The sequence below is a fragment of the Streptomyces sp. NPDC046335 genome (genome assembly GCF_055587985.1).
This window is the reverse complement of sequence record NZ_JBVJFF010000011.1, coordinates 156,961-172,996: the sequence shown is the minus strand read 5'-3', so window position 1 is coordinate 172,996 and position 16,036 is coordinate 156,961. Positions and strand designations below refer to the sequence as shown.

Below are 16,036 nucleotides of genomic sequence, written 5' to 3'. Positions count from 1 at the left end.
GAAAGAGGGGGGGGAAAAGAGAAAACCCGCAAGCGGGGCGGGGCCCCCTTGGGGGACCCCGGCCCGCGTCGTTGCGTCGTCGGCACGTTCCGCCGTACGGGGGTCAGAACGTCTGGAGTGTCACCAGGGTGATCCGGCGGCCGTCGCCCTCGCCGTCGACCTCGATGCGCACCCGCTGACCGGGCCGCAGCAGCCGCAGACCGCCCGCGTCGAACGCGGGGGCCTCGAAGGGCACCGGGGTGCCGTCGTCGAGCAGCACGCTGCCGCTGCGGGTCTCGGAGTCGTACGTGTACGCGGTCGCCTGCATGGGGGCAGCGTACTCAGTCCCTCCCGCGGGTTCGATCCGGTCGGGTCCGGTTCGGTGGCTTCGCCGGCTTCGGCCGGCTTCAGTCGGCGATGAGCAGCCGGGCGGCGGCCGCGGCGGTGCGCGGGCCCACGCCGAGCGCGAGAGCGGCCCGCAGATCCTCGCCGGTATCCACGTCCTGGCGCACGGAATCAACGCCTTCCAGCGTGATTTCCACGGCGCCGGACGCCGCGTGCCTGGCGCGCGAGTCCGTACCGAATTCTGGGGACAATTCCGTTCCCGCCGATGCCGTCAGGAGTGTCGTACCGATTCCTGCGGTATCCGGCAGAAATGCGCGGGGGAAAAGAGCGGCGCAGTCGAGTACGCGGGCCAATTCCACCGGCCGCAGTGCGGGCAGATCGGCGTTCAGGGCCGCGACGGCCGCTTCGGGGCGGATCGCGCGCACCGCTTCGCCGCCGTGCCGCAGCGCGGCGTTGAGGCCCGCTCCGGGGGTGTCGGGGACGACGCGGGCGCCCAGCGCCGAGAGCTCGCGCCGTGCCAGGGCGTCGTCCGTGACGACCGCCACATCCCGTACAGCGGGGCAGGCCACCGCGGCTGCCACCGTGTCCTGGGCGAAGGCCAGGGCGAGACCGGGGCGCAGCCCGTCACCGGCGGTGGCGGCCAGCCTGCTCTTGGCGCGCGCCAGCGGTTTCAGAGGTATGACCAGGGTCCACTGCACGGGCGCTCCGTCCTTGTCGTCGCGCCCATTGTGACCTGTCGGCGGGCCCGGGCACCGGCCACGGGAAAGGGGCGGCGCGGGGGCAGTGGCCGCAGACGGGTGGGCGTACGGTGTTCTCGACAGACCGGCAGCCCGGGGCGACACTTGTGCGGCCGAACAGTTCTTGAAGGAAGGTGCCCGCGTGTCCCGCCGCAGAATCGGCTTCTGGTACCGCCTGGCGGCGGTGATCGCAAAACCGCCGCTGGTGGTTCTGTTCAAGCGGGACTGGCGTGGAATGGAGCACATCCCGGCCGACGGTGGATTCATCACGGCGGTGAATCACAACTCGTATATCGATCCGCTGTCGTACGCGCACTTCCAGTACAACACCGGACGAGTGCCGCGTTTCCTGGCCAAGGACGGCCTTTTCAAGGGCGGCTTCGTCGCGAAGGTCATGAAGGGCACCGGCCAGATCCCCGTCTACCGCGAGACCACGAACGCGCTCGACGCCTTCCGGGCCGCGGTGGACGCCATCGAACGCGGCGAGTGCGTCGCCTTCTACCCCGAGGGGACCCTCACCAGGGACCCCGACGTATGGCCGATGACGGCCAAGTCGGGTGCCGCGCGGGTCGCGCTCAAGACCCGCTGCCCGGTGATCCCCGTCGCCCAGTGGGGCGCCAACCTCGCCCTGCCGCCGTACAGCAAGAAGCTCACCCTCTTCCCGCGCAGGACCCTCCGGGTGAAGGCGGGCCCGCCCGTCGACCTGTCGCGCTTCTACGACAAGGAGCCGACGCCCGAGGTGCTCCGCGAGGCGACCGAGGCCATCATGGCCGCGATCACCGAACTCCTGGCGGAGGTCAGGGGCGAGAAGGCCCCCGCGGCACCGTACGACCCGCGCAGGGCGCGGCTGGAACAACGACGCAAGGCAGCGGGCCGCAGCGCGACGCAGGGCACCGCGGACAGCACCCCGGAGGAAAGCAAGTGACGAACCCCGAGAACGCGGCAGGACCTGTGAGGGCCGCCGTCTTCGGAACGGGCTCCTGGGGTACGGCCTTCGGCATGGTCCTCGCCGACGCGGGGTGCGACGTCACCCTGTGGGGCCGCAGGGCCGAGATCGCCGATGCCGTCAACTCCACCCGGCGCAACCCCGACTACCTCCCGGACGTCGAGCTGCCGGAGAACCTCCGCGCGACCACCGACGCGGCCGAGGCCGCCGCGGGCGCCGACTTCACGGTCCTCGCCGTGCCCTCCCAGACGCTGCGCGAGAACCTCGCCGCCTGGGCGCCGCTCCTGGCCCCCGAGACCGTTCTCGTCTCCCTCATGAAGGGCGTCGAGCTGGGCTCCGCCATGCGGATGAGCGAGGTCATCGAGGACGTGACGAAGGTGGCGGCCGAGCGCGTCGCCGTCGTCACCGGACCCAACCTGGCCCGCGAGATCGCCGCGAGGCAGCCCGCGGCCGCCGTGGTCGCCTGCCGGGACGAAGCCGTCGCGCAGCGCCTCCAGAGGGCCTGCCACACGCCGTACTTCCGCCCGTACACCAACACCGACGTGATCGGCTGCGAGCTCGGCGGTGCCGTCAAGAACGTCATCGGTCTCGCCGTCGGCATCGCGGACGGCATGGGCCTCGGCGACAACACCAAGGGCTCGCTCATCACGCGCGGCCTGGCGGAGACCACCCGGCTCGGGCTCGCCATGGGCGCGGACCCGCTGACCTTCTCGGGACTCGCCGGTCTCGGCGACCTGGTGGCGACCTGTTCGTCGCCGCTCTCGCGCAACCACACCTTCGGCACCAACCTCGGCAAGGGCATGACCCTTCAGGAGACCATCGCGGTCACCAAGCAGACCGCCGAGGGCGTCAAGTCCTGCGAGTCGGTGCTCGATCTGGCCCGCAGGCACGGTGTCGACATGCCGATCACGGAGACCGTCGTGGGCATCGTTCACGAGGGCACGCCCCCGCTGGTCGCCCTGAAGGAGCTGATGTCGCGCAGCGCGAAGCCCGAGCGCCGCTGACGGCACGACTGACTCCTTCAGGCGCAAACAGGTACTCTCAAGCCGATATGAGCAGCGAGAACCTCCCCCAGAGCCCTGAGCAGCGCCCCGAGTCGAGCTCTGAGCGCCCGCTCCGCAAGCCGCGCGTGGCCGTCGTCTTCGGCGGCCGCAGTTCGGAGCACGGCATCTCCGTCGTCACGGCCGGCGCCGTGCTGCGCGCGATCGACCGCACCAAGTACGACGTCCTGCCCATCGGCATCACGACGGACGGCCGCTGGGCGCTGACCGCCGACGAGCCCGAGCGGATGGCCATCGCCGACCGCAGGATGCCGAACGTCGCGGAGATCGCCGACTCCATGGAGGGCGGTGTCGTGCTGCCGGTCGACCCGGGCAGCCGCGAGGTCGTCTACAGCGAGCCCGGCTCCGTGCCCAAGGCGCTCGGCGAGGTCGACGTCGTCTTCCCGATGCTGCACGGTCCCTACGGAGAGGACGGCACCCTGCAAGGGCTGCTCGAACTCTCCGGAGTGCCGTACGTGGGCTCCGGCGTCCTCGCCTCGGCCGTCGGCCAGGACAAGGACTACATGAAGCGGGTGTTCACCTCCTTCGGGCTCGACGTCGGCCCGTACCTGGTGATCCGCCCGCGCGAGTGGCGCCAGGACGAGGCGGGCGCCCGGCAGCGCGTCGCGGACTTCGCGGGCGAGCACGGCTGGCCGCTCTTCATCAAGCCCGCGCGCGCGGGCTCCTCGATCGGCATCACGAAGGTGGACTCCTTCGAGGGCCTGGACGAGGCGATCGCCGAGGCGCAGCGCCACGACCCCAAGATCCTCGTGGAGGCGCTGCTGCGCGGCCGGGAGATCGAGTGCGGCGTCCTGGAGTTCGAGGACGGCCCCCGGGCGAGCGTGCCCGCCGAGATCCCGCCCGTGCAGACGCACGACTACTACGACTTCGAGGCGAAGTACATCGACTCGACGCCCGGCATCGTGCCGGCGCCGCTGACGCCCGAGGAGACCGCGGAGATCCAGCGGCTCGCCGTCGAGGCCTTCGAGGCGGCGTCCTGCGAGGGCCTGGTGCGCGCGGACTTCTTCCTCACCGAGGACGGCCGCTTCGTGATCAACGAGATCAACACCATGCCGGGCTTCACGCCCATCTCGATGTACCCGCAGATGTGGGAGAAGAGCGGCGTCGGCTACGCGGAGCTGGTGGACCGCCTCATCCAGGCGGCGCTGAACCGCTCCACCGGGCTGCGCTGAGATCGTTGCCTTGAGAGCCGCCTCCGGGTCATCCCGGAGGATGGCTCAGGCGATGCCCTTGGGGATGGTCTTCTTGACGGGCCCGGCGAAATCCGTGAGCGGCCCGAGACCGTCCCCCGCACGCTCCTCCGGCAGCGTCACCTCGACGTAGGCGAGGCGCGCCCCCGTGGTGAACGTGTACGACCCGTCGCCGCGCTTCTGCAGCAGCCAGGCGACGCCGTTCACCTTGACGCCGTTCTTCGCGGCGTACGCGGGATCGATCATCTCCGGGGGCCGCTCGACACCGCAGCGCAGTATGATCGCCGGGTCTCCCCACCCGGCGGTCAGCTCCGACGTGGGCCCGGGGTCGGTCCGCTCAAGTCCCTCGACCTTCTCCGGGAGCTGTTCGTGCAGGTTCCGGCAGAGTCCCGCGGCCTTCGCGGCCGGGGACGGAACCACCACCGGCGTCTCGTCGTCCGAAGATGAGCAGGCCGCCGTCGTGATCAACAGCGCGAGAGCGGATGTTCCTGTGAGGCAGCGGCGCCGGAGACGGGGGATGTTCACCGGGCCAGGGTAGACGGGGGCTACAAGTGCACGACCGGGCAGGTCAGGGTTCGGGTGATGCCGTCCACTTGCTGGACCTTGGCGACCACCATGTGGCCGAGTTCGTCCACCGTGTCCGCCTGGGCGCGCACGATGACATCGTAGGGGCCGGTCACGTCCTCGGCCTGGATCACTCCCGGGATCTTGCCGATCAGCTCGGCGACGGTCGACGCCTTGCCGACCTCTGTTTGGATCAGGATGTACGCCTGTACCACGGAACCTCCAGGGCGGCCACGAGGATCATGTGGGGAGAGAAGGGACGCCACGGTACCGCGTCGTCGCTCGCCGCGGGGAGACCCGGGCGGGCTGTGGCGCACATCGTGGTGGACGGAGAGCAGAATTCAACGGTCACGTCGACCGTACCGACGACGCAGACGGCTCGCGACCGCAAGCCGAGCAGTGTGAAAGGGCATGGTGAGACTCGGTGAAGGGAACCGTGGGCGAGTTGGGGGAGTTCGGGCTCATCAGGGAGCTCACCTCACGGCTCACCTCCACCCCGGCCGTACGGATCGGCCCCGGCGATGACGCCGCGGTCGTGTCCGCTCCGGACCGCAGGGTCGTGGCGAGCACCGACATCCTCCTCGAAGGACGGCACTTCCGCCGCGACTGGTCCACCGCGTACGACGTGGGCCGCAAGGCCGCCGCGCAGAACCTCGCCGACATCGCCGCCATGGGCGCCGTGCCGACCGCGCTCCTGCTCGGCCTCGTCGTCCCCGCCGAGCTGCCCGTGAGCTGGCCCACCGAGCTGATGGACGGCATCAGGGACGAGTGCCAGGTCGCGGGCGCGGCCGTCGTGGGCGGCGACGTCGTGCGCGGCGACACGATCACCGTCGCGATCACCGCCCTCGGCGACCTGCGCAACCACGAGGCCGTCACGCGCGGCGGCGCCCAGCCGGGCGATGTCGTCGCCGTCACCGGCTGGTTGGGCTGGTCCGCGGCCGGCCACGCGGTGCTCTCGCGCGGCTTCCGCTCACCGCGCGCCTTCGTGGAGGCGCACCGCAGGCCCGAACCGCCCTACCACGCGGGCCCCGCGGCCGCCGGGCTCGGCGCGACCTCCATGACCGACGTCAGCGACGGCCTCATCGCCGACCTCGGCCACATCGCCGAGGCGAGCAAGGTGCGCATCGACATCCGCTCCGGAGACGTCGACGTGCCCTCCCAGATGAACGACATCGGCCAGGCCGTCGGCGTCGACCCGCTCCAGTGGGTGCTCAACGGCGGCGAGGACCACGCGATCGTGGCGACCTTCCCCGCCGACGTGAAGCTGCCCGCCCGCTGGAAGGTCATCGGCGAGGTCCAGAACCCCTCCGCGCTGCCCCAGGTGACCGTGGACGGCGCGCCCTGGACCAGCAAGGGCTGGGACCACTTCGGGGACAACGGAGAAGACGAGTGAGCGCGCACCTCGATGCCGTGCCCGCATCGGCGCCGCCACGCGTCCTGACCGTCGCGGGCTCCGACTCGGGCGGCGGCGCGGGCATCCAGGCCGACCTGAAGACGATGCTGGCCCTCGGCACGCACGGCATGAGCGTCGTCACGGCCGTCACCGCGCAGAACTCGCTGGGCGTGCAGGGCTTCTGGGAGCTCCCGGCGGAGGCGGTGCGGGCCCAGTACCGCAGCGTCGTCGACGACATCGGCGTAGGAGCCGTGAAGACCGGCATGCTCGCCTCCGCCGAACTGGTCGAGACCGTCGCGGAGTTGCTCGCCGGTACGGACGCGCCCGCCGTCGTCGACCCGGTCGGCGTCTCCAAGCACGGCGACCCGCTGCTCGCGGCGTCCGCCCTCGACTCGGTGCGCACGAAGCTGCTGCCGGCCGCCACGGTCGCGACGCCCAACCTCGACGAGGTCGCGCAACTGACCGGCATCGAGGTCGCCTCCGAGGACGGCATGCGGCGCGCCGCCGCCGCGGTCCTCGCGTACGGGCCCACGTGGGTGCTCATCAAGGGCGGCCACCTCAAGGGCGACGCCGTGGACCTGCTCACCGACGGCTCCGAGGAGCACGTCCTGCGCGTCCCGCGCCACGACAACCGGCACACCCACGGCACCGGGTGCACTCTGGCCAGCGCCATCGCCGCACGGCTCGCCCGGGGCGACGACGTCCCCACGGCCGTCGCGGCCGCCAAGGAGTACGTCACCGGGGCGATCGCCGCCGGATTCGCGCTCGGCGGCGGCATCGGCCCGGTCGATCACGGCTGGCGGTTCAGGGGGGCGTAGTCCCGCGCGGAGTACTGGTCGGCGGCGTCCACGGGCTGGTAGTCCTTGAGCGTGATGCCGCTCGCGGCCTTCTCCGTCAGCCTCTTGAAGAAGCCCGCGAGGAGACGCGAGGCGAGTATCCGGTACGCCCGGTCCCGGCTGCGGATCTTCTTCTCCGTGGGCGGCGCGAGGAAGGGGCCCGCGTTGCCCGAGGTCTTCTGGCAGCCCCTGGCGTAGTCCCGGACCTCGGCCTCGTACGCGGCGAACGCGACGCGGTGGTCCCCGCGCGCCGCCGCGAGCTCACCGGCGAGGACGTACGCGCAGACCAGCGCGGTGCCCGTACCGATGCCGCCCATCGTGGCGCCGTACCCGGCGTCCCCGAGCAGGACCACGCGGCCCCGGGAGAGCCGGTCGACGTGGATCTGGGCGATGGCGTCGAAGTACAGGTCGTCGGCGCTCTCCAGGCCCTCCAGGGCCTTCGCGGCCTGCTGCCACCCCATGCCGGCGAACCGGGCGGCGAGCAGCCGCTTCTGCTGCTCCTTGTCGTGGCGGTCGTGGTCGAGCCGCTCGGAGGCGAAGACCAGGCCGGCACCGGCCCGCTCCGGATCACCGTCGTAGTTGTTGATCACCAGGGTGCGGCCGGGCTCGCTGTACATGAGCGCGGTGCGGTCGAGGCCCAGATGGTTCGGGATGCTGAAGCCGGCCACGTAGTAGCCGAGATGGCGCAGGTGGCGCGACTCGTCGCCGAAGACCAGGCGGCGGGTGTGGGAGTGCAGCCCGTCGGCGCCGACGACCAGGTCGAAGCGGCGGGGAGCGCCGCGGTCGAAGGTCACGTCGACGCCTTCGGAGTGCTCGGTCAGCGTCGCCACGGAGTCCCCGAAGACGTACTCCACGTCGTCCCTGGTGCGCTCGTACAGGATCCCGGAGAGGTCGCCGCGGAAGATCTCCACGTCACCGCTCATCAGGAAGGCGGGCAGCTCCACCCGCTCCGTGCCGTCGGCCTCGACGATGGTCTGGCGGCCCATGTGCGTCTGGCGGCGGTGCACCTCGTCCCAGATGCCCATGCGCCGCAGCACCGTGCGGTGGACCTCACCGCGGAAGTCGACGGCGAAGCCGCCCTCGCGCAGGGCGGGCGCCTTCTCCACGACGGTGACGCGGGCGCCGTGGCGGGCGAGCCAGAGCGCGAGCGCCGGTCCTGCGATGCTGGCGCCCGAGATCAGGACGTCCAGGTGGGCGAGGCTGTGGGCGGCGATGGTCTGCGTTTTCTGGGTCTTCTTCGGCTTCTTCGGCTTCTTCGCGTTGGTCGTGTGCGTTGTGTTCTTCGTGCTCGTCTGCGTGCTCGTCGTGTTCGTCATGGGAGGAGCTTCGGGAGGGCCGCTTACCGCTCGCCTACCGTTCCCTGACCGCCGCTGACCGCAGGCTCCGGCCCTGGTCGTAGGCCTTCTCGTACTCCTCGGCGGAGAGCAGCGCGCGGGCCGAGCGCTCGACGGCCGCGACGTCGGGGTCCCCGGCGATCAGGGCGCCGCGCAGGCCGTGGGCGGCGCCCAGGAGGCGGGCGGCCTCCTGGGGGTGCGCGGCGACGGCCGCCAGCGCCTCGGCGACCTCGGCCAGCTCTCCGGTGTCCGCGGCCAGGGCGCGCGCCTGCTCGAACCACTCGGCGGCCTCATCGCGCCGGGACTCGGCGAGCGCGGTGCGCCCCAGGCCGACCAGGGCCCGCACGCTCTGGCCGAGGCTGAACCAGTTGGCCGCGTACGTCTCAAGGGCCGCCTCGTAGTGCTCACGCGCGCGTGCCGTGTCACCGCCGAGCCGGGCGGCGTGCCCGAGACCGCGCCGAGCGGTGGCCACCTTGTCAGGGACACCGGTGGTGCGGGCGAGGGCGGCGGAGCGCGTGTAGTGGGCCGCGGCGCCTTCGAGGTCGCCGCCGTGCAGCAGGACCGTGGCCCGCTGGTGCAGCAGGTCGGCGGTCTCCTCCGGCGCCTCCAGTTCGCGTACGTGGACGAGTCCCTCGTCGAGGAGTTCCAGTGCCGTCGCGCGCTCGCCCCGCCAGTCGGCGAACATGGCGAGCGGGTCGAGACAGTTGGCCATGCCCCAGCGGTCGCCGGTCGTACGGAAACCGGCGAGGGACCGGGCGAACGCGGCCTCCGACGCCTCGGCGCGCCCCGCGAACAGCTCCTGGAAGCCCTGCCCGAGGTCGAGGAGAGCCACGCCCCAGGGGTCGTCGCCGACCTGGGCGCGCACCCGGTCCTCCATGGCCCGCGCGGGACCGCCCGCCACCGACCAGAGCACCACCAGGTGCGGCAGCCGCAGCGGCCCCGCGAGCGCCGAGAGCAGGGTGTCCGCGCGCGCCAGGCGCTCCGGCTCACCGGGGTCGGAGCCGTCGCCCGCGATCGTGTTGATCAGGCAGAGGACGTACTCCTCGGAGAGCCCCTCCGGCGGCTCGGTGCCCACCGCGTCGAGCAGCGCGAGGGCGAAGGTCCTGCGCTCCCCGTAGATGCCCCGCAGCCGCCAGAACCAGGACAGCGCCGCCATCAGCCGCAGCCCGCCGTGCGGATCGCTGCGGGTCAGGTGCCGCAGCGCGGCGTCCAGGTTGCCGTGCTCGCCGAAGAGCCGCGCCAGCCAGGGAAGCTGGCCGCCGCCGCGCAGCTCGGGGTCGGCGGTCTCGGCCAGGCGCAGGAAGTACGCGGCGTGCGCGGCCCGCAGCCGGTCCTCCTCGCCGGCCTCCGCCAGGTGCCCGGCGCAGAACGCGCGGATGGTCCGCAGCATGCCGTAGCGCCCGTCGGCCACGTCGAGGAACGACTTCTCCGCCAGGGAGGCCAAAAGGTCCTCCGGTCGCGGCACCCCGCAGACCGCCTCCACGGCCTCCGCGGTGGCACCGCCGGAGAACACCGTCAGACGGCGGGCCAGCTCCCGCTCCTCGCCGTCCAGCAGCTCCCAGCTCCACTCCACGACCGCGTGCAGGGTGCGGTGCCGGGGCGCCTTCGTGCGGTCACCGCGCGAAAGCACCCGGAAACGGTCACCGAGCCGGGCGGCGAGCTCCTCCAGGGAGAGTGTGCGCAGCCGGGCGGCGGCCAGTTCGATGGCGAGCGGAAGCCCGTCGAGGGCGGCACAGATCTCACCGATGAGCTGGTGCTGGTGCTGGTGCTGGCGGAGGTCCGGCCGTACGGCCGCCGCGCGCTCGGTGAAGAGCAGCGCCGCGGGTTCAGGGGCGAGCGGCGGCACCGGCCACAGCACCTCTCCGGTGATCCCCAGGCTCTCCCGGCTGGTGGCGAGCACCCGCACGCCGGGGCAGGCGCCGAGGAGCAGCCCGGTGACCCGGGCCGCCTCGTCGACGAGGTGCTCGCAGTTGTCCAGGACCAGCAGCAGCTCGCGTCCCTCCAGGGCGGACAGCAGCCGCCCGGTAATGTCGCCGCCCGGCGTGTGGAAGCCCTCCCGTACACCGAGCGCGGAGAGGATGGCATACGTCACCTGCGTCCCGTCGCCGAGCGGCGCCAGTTCCACGTAGCAGACGTCGGGCAGCGGGCGGGCGGCCTCGATCGCCAGCCGTGTCTTGCCCGCGCCGCCGGGGCCGATGAGCGTGACGAGCCGGGCCCCGGCCAGCAGGGCTCCGATGCGCGCGAGCTCGTCGGTACGCCCCACGCACCGGGTCAACTGCGCGGGCACACCGCGCTGCCGGGCCGGTTCGCGGCCCCGGAGCAGCTCCAGGTGGAGCGCGGACAGCTCGGCCGAGGGGTCGGTGCCCAGGGCGTCCGCCAGGGCCTGCCGCGCCTCCTCGTAGACGGTGAGGGCCTCGGCGGGCCGCCCGGCCGCTTGCAGGGCCCGCATCAGCAGCGCGCGCGGCCGCTCGCTCAGCGGATGCGCGGCGATCAGTTCACGCAGCTCCGGTACGAGTGCGGGGCCGCCGCCCAGCGCGAGGTCCGCCTCGGCACGGTCCTGCGTGGCGGCGAGCCGCTGTTCGTCGAGGCGGGCGACCAGGGGGCGGGCGTCCGGGAGGTCCGCGAGGGCCGGGCCCCGCCAGAGCCCGAGCGCCTCCTTGAGCAGCCCGGCGGCCCCGGCGTGGTCCCCGGAGCCGAGCGCCCGCCGCCCCTCACGGGCCAGGCGCTCGAAGCGGTGGAGGTCGACGTCCTCGGGGGAGACGGCGATGAGGTACCCCGCGGGAGCCGCCCGGATGTCCAGACCGAGGCGCTTGCGGAGCCGGGAGACCTGCGACTGGAGGGCGTTGCCGGCACCCGCCGGGGGGTCGTCCCCGTAGAGCCCGTCGGTGAGCCGCTCGACGGAGACGGGGCGGCCCGCGTCCAGGAGCAGCAGGGTGAGCAGCGCGCGCGGGCGCGGCCCGCCGGGGTCCAGGGGAGTGCCGTCGCAGGAACGTATGTCCAGGGGGCCGAGGATGCCGAAGCGCATCCGACAGATTCTGGCAGGGCTCTGGCAGGGTCCGCGCGCGTGGGCGCACGAAAAAGCCGGCCCCCCTGACGGGGGACCGGCTGATTCAGCAACCAGCTAGGTGGCCGCGCTGACGTCAGCGCGAGACCTTGCCGGCCTTGATGCACGAGGTGCAAGCGTTGAGGCGCTTCGGCGTCCCGCTCACCACGGCACGCACACGCTGGATGTTCGGGTTCCAGCGACGGGGCGTACGGCGGTGTGAGTGCGAGATGTTGTTGCCGAAGCCCGGCCCCTTGCCGCAGACGTCGCAGTTGGCAGCCACGGGTCACTCCAAAGACTTCAGATGCACTTACGGTTAATCCCGGCATGCCGGGATCAGTGCAATGATCGGAATGGCGTTGCCAGGAGGAATGGCCCGATGTGTATCGGGCAACCGGAGCAGCATACAACGACCGCTTCGATAGAACGAAACTACCATGTCTTCCCCGGCCCCCGCCCCGGAGCCCCCGTTCACCCTGGGTCTACGCTGCGTCCATTCCGCATGGTCAAGGAGGCGAACAGGTGCCGCAGAACCTCGACGCGGTCGCGGTGCGCGCCTGGTCCCGACTGGCTCTGGAGGCCCTCGGCAGGGCCCGCGAGGAGATCGACTCCATCAACGTCTACCCGGTCGCGGACGGGGACACGGGAACGAACCTCTACCTGACCATGGAGTCGGCGTGCCAGGCGGTGGACGCGGCCTTCACGGGCCACGAGCCGTCCGCGCCCTCGCTTGCGGAGACGGTGCGCGCGATGGCGCACGGAGCCCTCATCGGCGCCCGCGGAAATTCCGGCACGATCCTCTCGCAGCTTCTGCGTGGCATGGCCCAAATCCTCGGCGGCCAGGACGGCCAGGACGGCCAGGACGGCCAGGGCGCCCGTGGCGCGGATCACGCCGACGGGCGGGCCCTGGAGCTGGCACTGCGGCAGGCCGCGGAGTCCGCGTACGAGGCGGTCGCCCACCCGGTCGAGGGCACCGTCCTCACCGTGGCGACCGCCGCGGCGAAGGCGGCGGCGGCCGAGGGCACCGGCGACTGCGAGGCCGTGGCACGAGCCTCCTACGAAGGGGCACGGACGGCCCTGGACCTGACCCCGGGGCAGCTCGCCGTGCTGGGCCGCGCGGGCGTGGTGGACGCGGGCGGACGCGGCCTCGTCGCGGTGCTCGGGGCGCTGGTGGCCGCGCTGTCGGGCGAGACGGTGTCGTTCCGCGGCACTGAAGGGAGCCATGCACGCGTGAGCGCCGAGGGGGGCCACGCACGCGTGGCGGCCGATGTGGTGGCCGATGCCGTGGCCGGTGGCGGGAGCGACCGCGTCCCGGCGGCGGAGCAGGCCGTCGAGTGCGACGACCTGCCGGTCGAGGAGGGCGGCCCCGCCTTCGAGGTGATCTACCTCCTGGAGGCGGACGACACCGCGGTCGCCCGGCTGCGGACCCGGCTCGACCGGCTCGGCGACTCCCTCGTCGTGGTCGGCGGCGACGGCCTCTGGAACGTCCACGTCCATGTCGACGACGCGGGAGCGGCCGTCGAGGCGGGCGTGGAGGCGGGCCGCCCGCACCGCATCCGCATCACCCACTTCGGTGTGGGCGACGCCCACACCACCGCGCGGCCGCCCAGGGAGCGCGCCCAGCGGGCCATCGTCGCGGTCGTCCCCGGCGAGGGGCTCGCCGGGCTCTACGCCGAGGCCGGCGCGACCACCGTGCCCACGCGCGTGGGGGAGCCGCCCGCGAGCGGCGAACTGGTCGACGCCGTCCGGCGGGCGCACGCGCGTGAAGTGGTGCTCCTGCCCAACGACGCGGAGCTGCGGCACACCGCGGCAGCGGCGGCGCAGCAGGCGAGGGCCGAGGGCGTGCGCGTCGCGCTGATCCCCACCCGCTCCGCGGTGCAGGGCATCGCGGCCCTCGCCGTGCACGAGCCCGACCGCGGCTTCGACGAGGACGTGGTCGCCATGACCTCGGCGGCCGGCGCGACCCGCTACGGAGAACTGGCCGTCGCCGAGCGGCAGTCGTGGACCATGGCGGGCATCTGCCAAGCCGGTGACGTGCTCGGCCTGATCGACGGTGACGTCGCGGTGATCGGCTCGGAGGTCGCGCGCACCGCCACGTCGGTCCTCGACCGCATGCTGTCCGCCGGCGGCGAGATGGTCACGCTCGTCCTCGGCGAATCCGTCCCCGACACGCTCGCGGAGCACCTGGAGAAACACGTGCGCGAGACGCACCTGGCCGTCGACACGGTCGTCTACCGCGGCGGCCGCCAGGCGGCGCTGATGCTGATCGGCGTGGAGTAGCGCACGCGGGACGGATGCGTCCACGTAGCCAATGACCTGCGGATACGAGGGTCCTGCGGCGGATTGTCAGTGGGGTGGTGTGCAATGGATCTCGTGCCTGCGCTCGAAGAACCCCTGAAGAAAGTGGTCGGTCCCGCCACCGCGAAGGTGATGGCCGAGCACCTCGACCTGCACACGGTCGGCGACCTCCTGCACCACTACCCCCGGCGGTATGCCGAGCGGGGCGAGCTCACCCGCCTCGCCGACCTCCCGCTGGACGAGCACGTCACGGTGGTCGCCCAGGTCGCGAGCGCACGCCTGCACACGTTCAAGTCGCCCAAGGCGCCCCGCGGCCAGGGCCAGCGCCTCGAAGTCACCATCACCGACGGCAGCGGCGAGCTCCGCCTGGTCTTCTTCGGCCGCGGCGTCCACAAGCCGCACACCGAGCTGCTGCCCGGCACCCGCGCGATGTTCGCGGGCAAGGTCTCCGTCTTCAACCACCGCCTCCAGCTCGCCCACCCCGCGTACGAACTGCTGCGCGGCGGTGACCCGGACGCCGTGGACAGCTGGGCCGGCGCGCTCATCCCGATCTATCCGGCGTGCAAGCAACTGGAGTCCTGGAAGATCGCCAAGTCCGTCGAGACCGTCCTGCCCAGCGCACAGGAAGCCCTCGACCCGCTCCCCGCCTCGCTCCGGGAGGGCCGCGCCCTCGTCCCGCTCCCCGAGGCCCTCCTGAAGGTCCACCGCCCGCACACCAAGGCGGACATCGCCGCCGCCCGCGACCGCCTGAAGTGGGACGAGGCCTTCGTCCTGCAGGTCGCCCTGGCCAGGCGGCGGCACGCGGACGCGCAGCTCCCCGCCGTGGCCCGCAGACCCAGGGAGGGCGGCCTCCTGGACGCCTTCGACGCCAAGCTCCCCTTCACCCTCACCGAAGGCCAGCGATCGGTCTCCAAGGAGATCTTCGACGACCTCGCGACCGAACACCCGATGCACCGCCTCCTCCAGGGAGAGGTCGGATCGGGCAAGACCATGGTCGCCCTGCGCGCCATGCTCGCCGTGGTCGACGCGGGTGGGCAGGCCGCCATGCTCGCGCCGACCGAGGTCCTCGCCCAGCAGCATCACCGCTCGATCGTCGAGATGATGGGGGAGCTCGCCGAGGGCGGGATGCTCGGCGGTGCCGAGCAGGCCACCAAGGTCACGCTGCTCACCGGTTCCATGGGTACCGCCGGCCGCCGTCAGGCCCTGCTCGACCTGGTCACAGGCGAGGCCGGCATCGTCATCGGCACCCATGCGCTGATCGAGGACAAGGTGCAGTTCCACGACCTCGGCCTGGTCGTCGTGGACGAGCAGCACCGCTTCGGCGTCGAGCAGCGCGACGCCCTGCGCGGCAAGGGCAAGCAGCCCCCGCACCTGCTCGTCATGACGGCCACGCCCATTCCGCGCACGGTCGCGATGACGGTTTTCGGCGACCTGGAGACCTCCGTCCTGGATCAGCTCCCGGCCGGCCGTTCGCCGATCGCCAGCCATGTGGTCCCCGCCCAGGACAAACCCCACTTCCTCGCCCGCGCCTGGGAGCGCGTGCGCGAGGAGGTCGAGAAGGGCCACCAGGCGTACGTGGTCTGCCCGCGCATCGGCGACGAGGAGGACGACCCCAAGAAGGCCTCGAAGACCGGCAAGAAGAAGTCGGCCGAGGACAGGGCGGAGGAAGAGGCCACCGCCGAGAAGCGGCCCCCGCTCGCCGTCCTCGACGTCGCCGAGCAGCTCACCCACGGCCCGCTGCGGGGCCTGCGGATCGAGCCGCTGCACGGCCGCATGCAGCCCGACGACAAAGACGCCGTGATGCGCCGCTTCGCCGCGGGCGAGACCCACGTCCTGGTCGCGACGACCGTCATCGAGGTCGGGGTGAACGTGCCGAACGCCACCGCCATGGTGATCATGGACGCCGACCGCTTCGGCGTCTCCCAGCTCCACCAGCTGCGCGGCCGGGTCGGCCGTGGCTCCGCCCCCGGCCTCTGTCTCCTGGTCACCGACATGCCGGAGGCGGCGCCCGCCCGCGCCCGTCTGGGCGCCGTCGCCGCCACGCTCGACGGCTTCGAGCTCTCCCGCATCGACCTGGAGCAGCGCCGCGAGGGCGATGTGCTCGGCCAGGCCCAGTCCGGTGTCCGCTCCTCCTTGCGCATGCTCGCGGTCATCGACGACGAGGAGATCATCGCCGCCGCCCGCGAGGAGGCGGTCACGGTGGTGGCCGAGGACCCCGACCTGGAGCACCTGCCCGAGCTGCGCACCGCCCTTGACGCGCTGCTCGACGCCGAGCGCGAGCAGTACCTCGACAAGGGCTGACGCCCGGCC

General features: G+C 72.5%; 14 protein-coding genes. 7 read left to right on the top strand and 7 right to left on the bottom strand.

Annotated features, from left to right (window positions below; genetic code table 11):
* Positions 1-103: 103 nt before the first annotated feature.
* A complete protein-coding gene (locus ACZ6JY_RS26825) occupies positions 104-307 on the bottom strand; it encodes a hypothetical protein (RefSeq protein WP_365362137.1) in 204 nt (67 codons plus the stop codon).
* Positions 308-386: 79 nt separating this feature from the next.
* Complete coding sequence (gene cofC / locus ACZ6JY_RS26820) at positions 387-1,022, bottom strand: 2-phospho-L-lactate guanylyltransferase (protein WP_469199679.1); 636 nt, start codon at positions 1,020-1,022, stop codon at positions 387-389.
* A 181-nt stretch (positions 1,023-1,203) separates the two neighbouring features.
* Here cofC and ACZ6JY_RS26815 point away from each other — a divergent pair, with 181 nt between their 5' ends.
* The 3 genes from ACZ6JY_RS26815 to ACZ6JY_RS26805 are packed head-to-tail and all read left to right on the top strand — an operon-like array spanning position 1,204 to position 4,240.
* The gene (locus ACZ6JY_RS26815) at positions 1,204-1,986 is read left to right on the top strand and encodes a lysophospholipid acyltransferase family protein (protein WP_469199677.1); all 783 of its coding nucleotides are present in this window, start codon (positions 1,204-1,206) and stop codon (positions 1,984-1,986) included.
* The gene (locus ACZ6JY_RS26810) at positions 1,983-3,011 is read left to right on the top strand and encodes an NAD(P)H-dependent glycerol-3-phosphate dehydrogenase (RefSeq protein WP_469199675.1); all 1,029 of its coding nucleotides are present in this window, start codon (positions 1,983-1,985) and stop codon (positions 3,009-3,011) included. Before ACZ6JY_RS26815 ends, ACZ6JY_RS26810 begins: the two co-directional genes overlap by 4 nt.
* Positions 3,012-3,058: 47 nt before the next feature.
* Positions 3,059-4,240, top strand: a complete 1,182-nt coding sequence (locus ACZ6JY_RS26805; RefSeq protein ID WP_469199673.1) for a D-alanine--D-alanine ligase family protein — start codon at positions 3,059-3,061, stop codon at positions 4,238-4,240.
* 45 nt (positions 4,241-4,285) lie between these two features.
* Here the strand turns inward: ACZ6JY_RS26805 and ACZ6JY_RS26800 are convergent, their stop codons facing one another.
* Positions 4,286-4,783 (bottom strand): DUF3515 domain-containing protein, encoded by a 498-nt coding sequence (locus ACZ6JY_RS26800; RefSeq protein ID WP_469199671.1) that lies wholly within the window; start codon positions 4,781-4,783, stop codon positions 4,286-4,288.
* Positions 4,784-4,803: 20 nt separating this feature from the next.
* Positions 4,804-5,037 (bottom strand): Lrp/AsnC family transcriptional regulator, encoded by a 234-nt coding sequence (locus ACZ6JY_RS26795; protein ID WP_361173939.1) that lies wholly within the window; start codon positions 5,035-5,037, stop codon positions 4,804-4,806.
* A gap of 209 nt (positions 5,038-5,246) precedes the next feature.
* Between ACZ6JY_RS26795 and ACZ6JY_RS26790 the strand changes: the two genes are divergently transcribed.
* Entirely contained in the window at positions 5,247-6,215 is a 969-nt protein-coding gene (locus tag ACZ6JY_RS26790; protein WP_469199668.1) for a thiamine-phosphate kinase, read from the top strand.
* Positions 6,212-7,033, top strand: coding sequence for a bifunctional hydroxymethylpyrimidine kinase/phosphomethylpyrimidine kinase (gene thiD, locus ACZ6JY_RS26785; protein ID WP_469199666.1), 822 nt, complete (start codon positions 6,212-6,214; stop codon positions 7,031-7,033). The genes ACZ6JY_RS26790 and thiD overlap by 4 nt, the downstream gene beginning before the upstream one ends.
* Here the strand turns inward: thiD and ACZ6JY_RS26780 are convergent.
* From ACZ6JY_RS26780 to rpmB, 3 genes are all read right to left on the bottom strand, one after another.
* Entirely contained in the window at positions 7,006-8,367 is a 1,362-nt protein-coding gene (locus ACZ6JY_RS26780) for an FAD-dependent monooxygenase (protein ID WP_469199664.1), read from the bottom strand. The two genes, thiD and ACZ6JY_RS26780, sit on opposite strands and share 28 nt — an antisense overlap.
* Before the next feature lie 34 nt (positions 8,368-8,401).
* A complete protein-coding gene (locus ACZ6JY_RS26775; protein WP_469199662.1) occupies positions 8,402-11,410 on the bottom strand; it encodes an AfsR/SARP family transcriptional regulator in 3,009 nt (1,002 codons plus the stop codon).
* 115 nt (positions 11,411-11,525) lie between these two features.
* Positions 11,526-11,711, bottom strand: coding sequence for a 50S ribosomal protein L28 (gene rpmB, locus ACZ6JY_RS26770; protein WP_016642993.1), 186 nt, complete (start codon positions 11,709-11,711; stop codon positions 11,526-11,528).
* A gap of 212 nt (positions 11,712-11,923) precedes the next feature.
* On the opposite strand from rpmB, the gene ACZ6JY_RS26765 reads away from it, so the two are divergent.
* Positions 11,924-13,708: a DAK2 domain-containing protein gene (locus ACZ6JY_RS26765; protein WP_469200102.1), complete on the top strand. Its 1,785-nt coding sequence runs from the start codon at positions 11,924-11,926 to the stop codon at positions 13,706-13,708.
* Positions 13,709-13,792: 84 nt separating this feature from the next.
* On the top strand, positions 13,793-16,027 hold the full coding sequence (gene recG, locus ACZ6JY_RS26760) for an ATP-dependent DNA helicase RecG (RefSeq protein ID WP_469199660.1): 2,235 nt from the start codon (positions 13,793-13,795) through the stop codon (positions 16,025-16,027).
* The last annotated feature ends 9 nt before the right edge of the window (positions 16,028-16,036 follow it).

Bases quoted from the DNA above. Each gene is read 5' to 3' on its own strand.
- ACZ6JY_RS26825 (WP_365362137.1), bottom strand. From the start codon at position 307: ATGCAGGCGACCGCGTACACGTACGACTCCGAGACCCGCAGCGGCAGC.
- ACZ6JY_RS26805 (WP_469199673.1), top strand. From the start codon at position 3,059: ATGAGCAGCGAGAACCTCCCCCAGAGCCCTGAGCAGCGCCCCGAGTCG.
- ACZ6JY_RS26780 (WP_469199664.1), bottom strand. From the start codon at position 8,367: ATGACGAACACGACGAGCACGCAGACGAGCACGAAGAACACAACGCAC.
- ACZ6JY_RS26775 (WP_469199662.1), bottom strand. From the start codon at position 11,410: ATGCGCTTCGGCATCCTCGGCCCCCTGGACATACGTTCCTGCGACGGC.
- recG (WP_469199660.1), top strand. From the start codon at position 13,793: ATGGATCTCGTGCCTGCGCTCGAAGAACCCCTGAAGAAAGTGGTCGGT.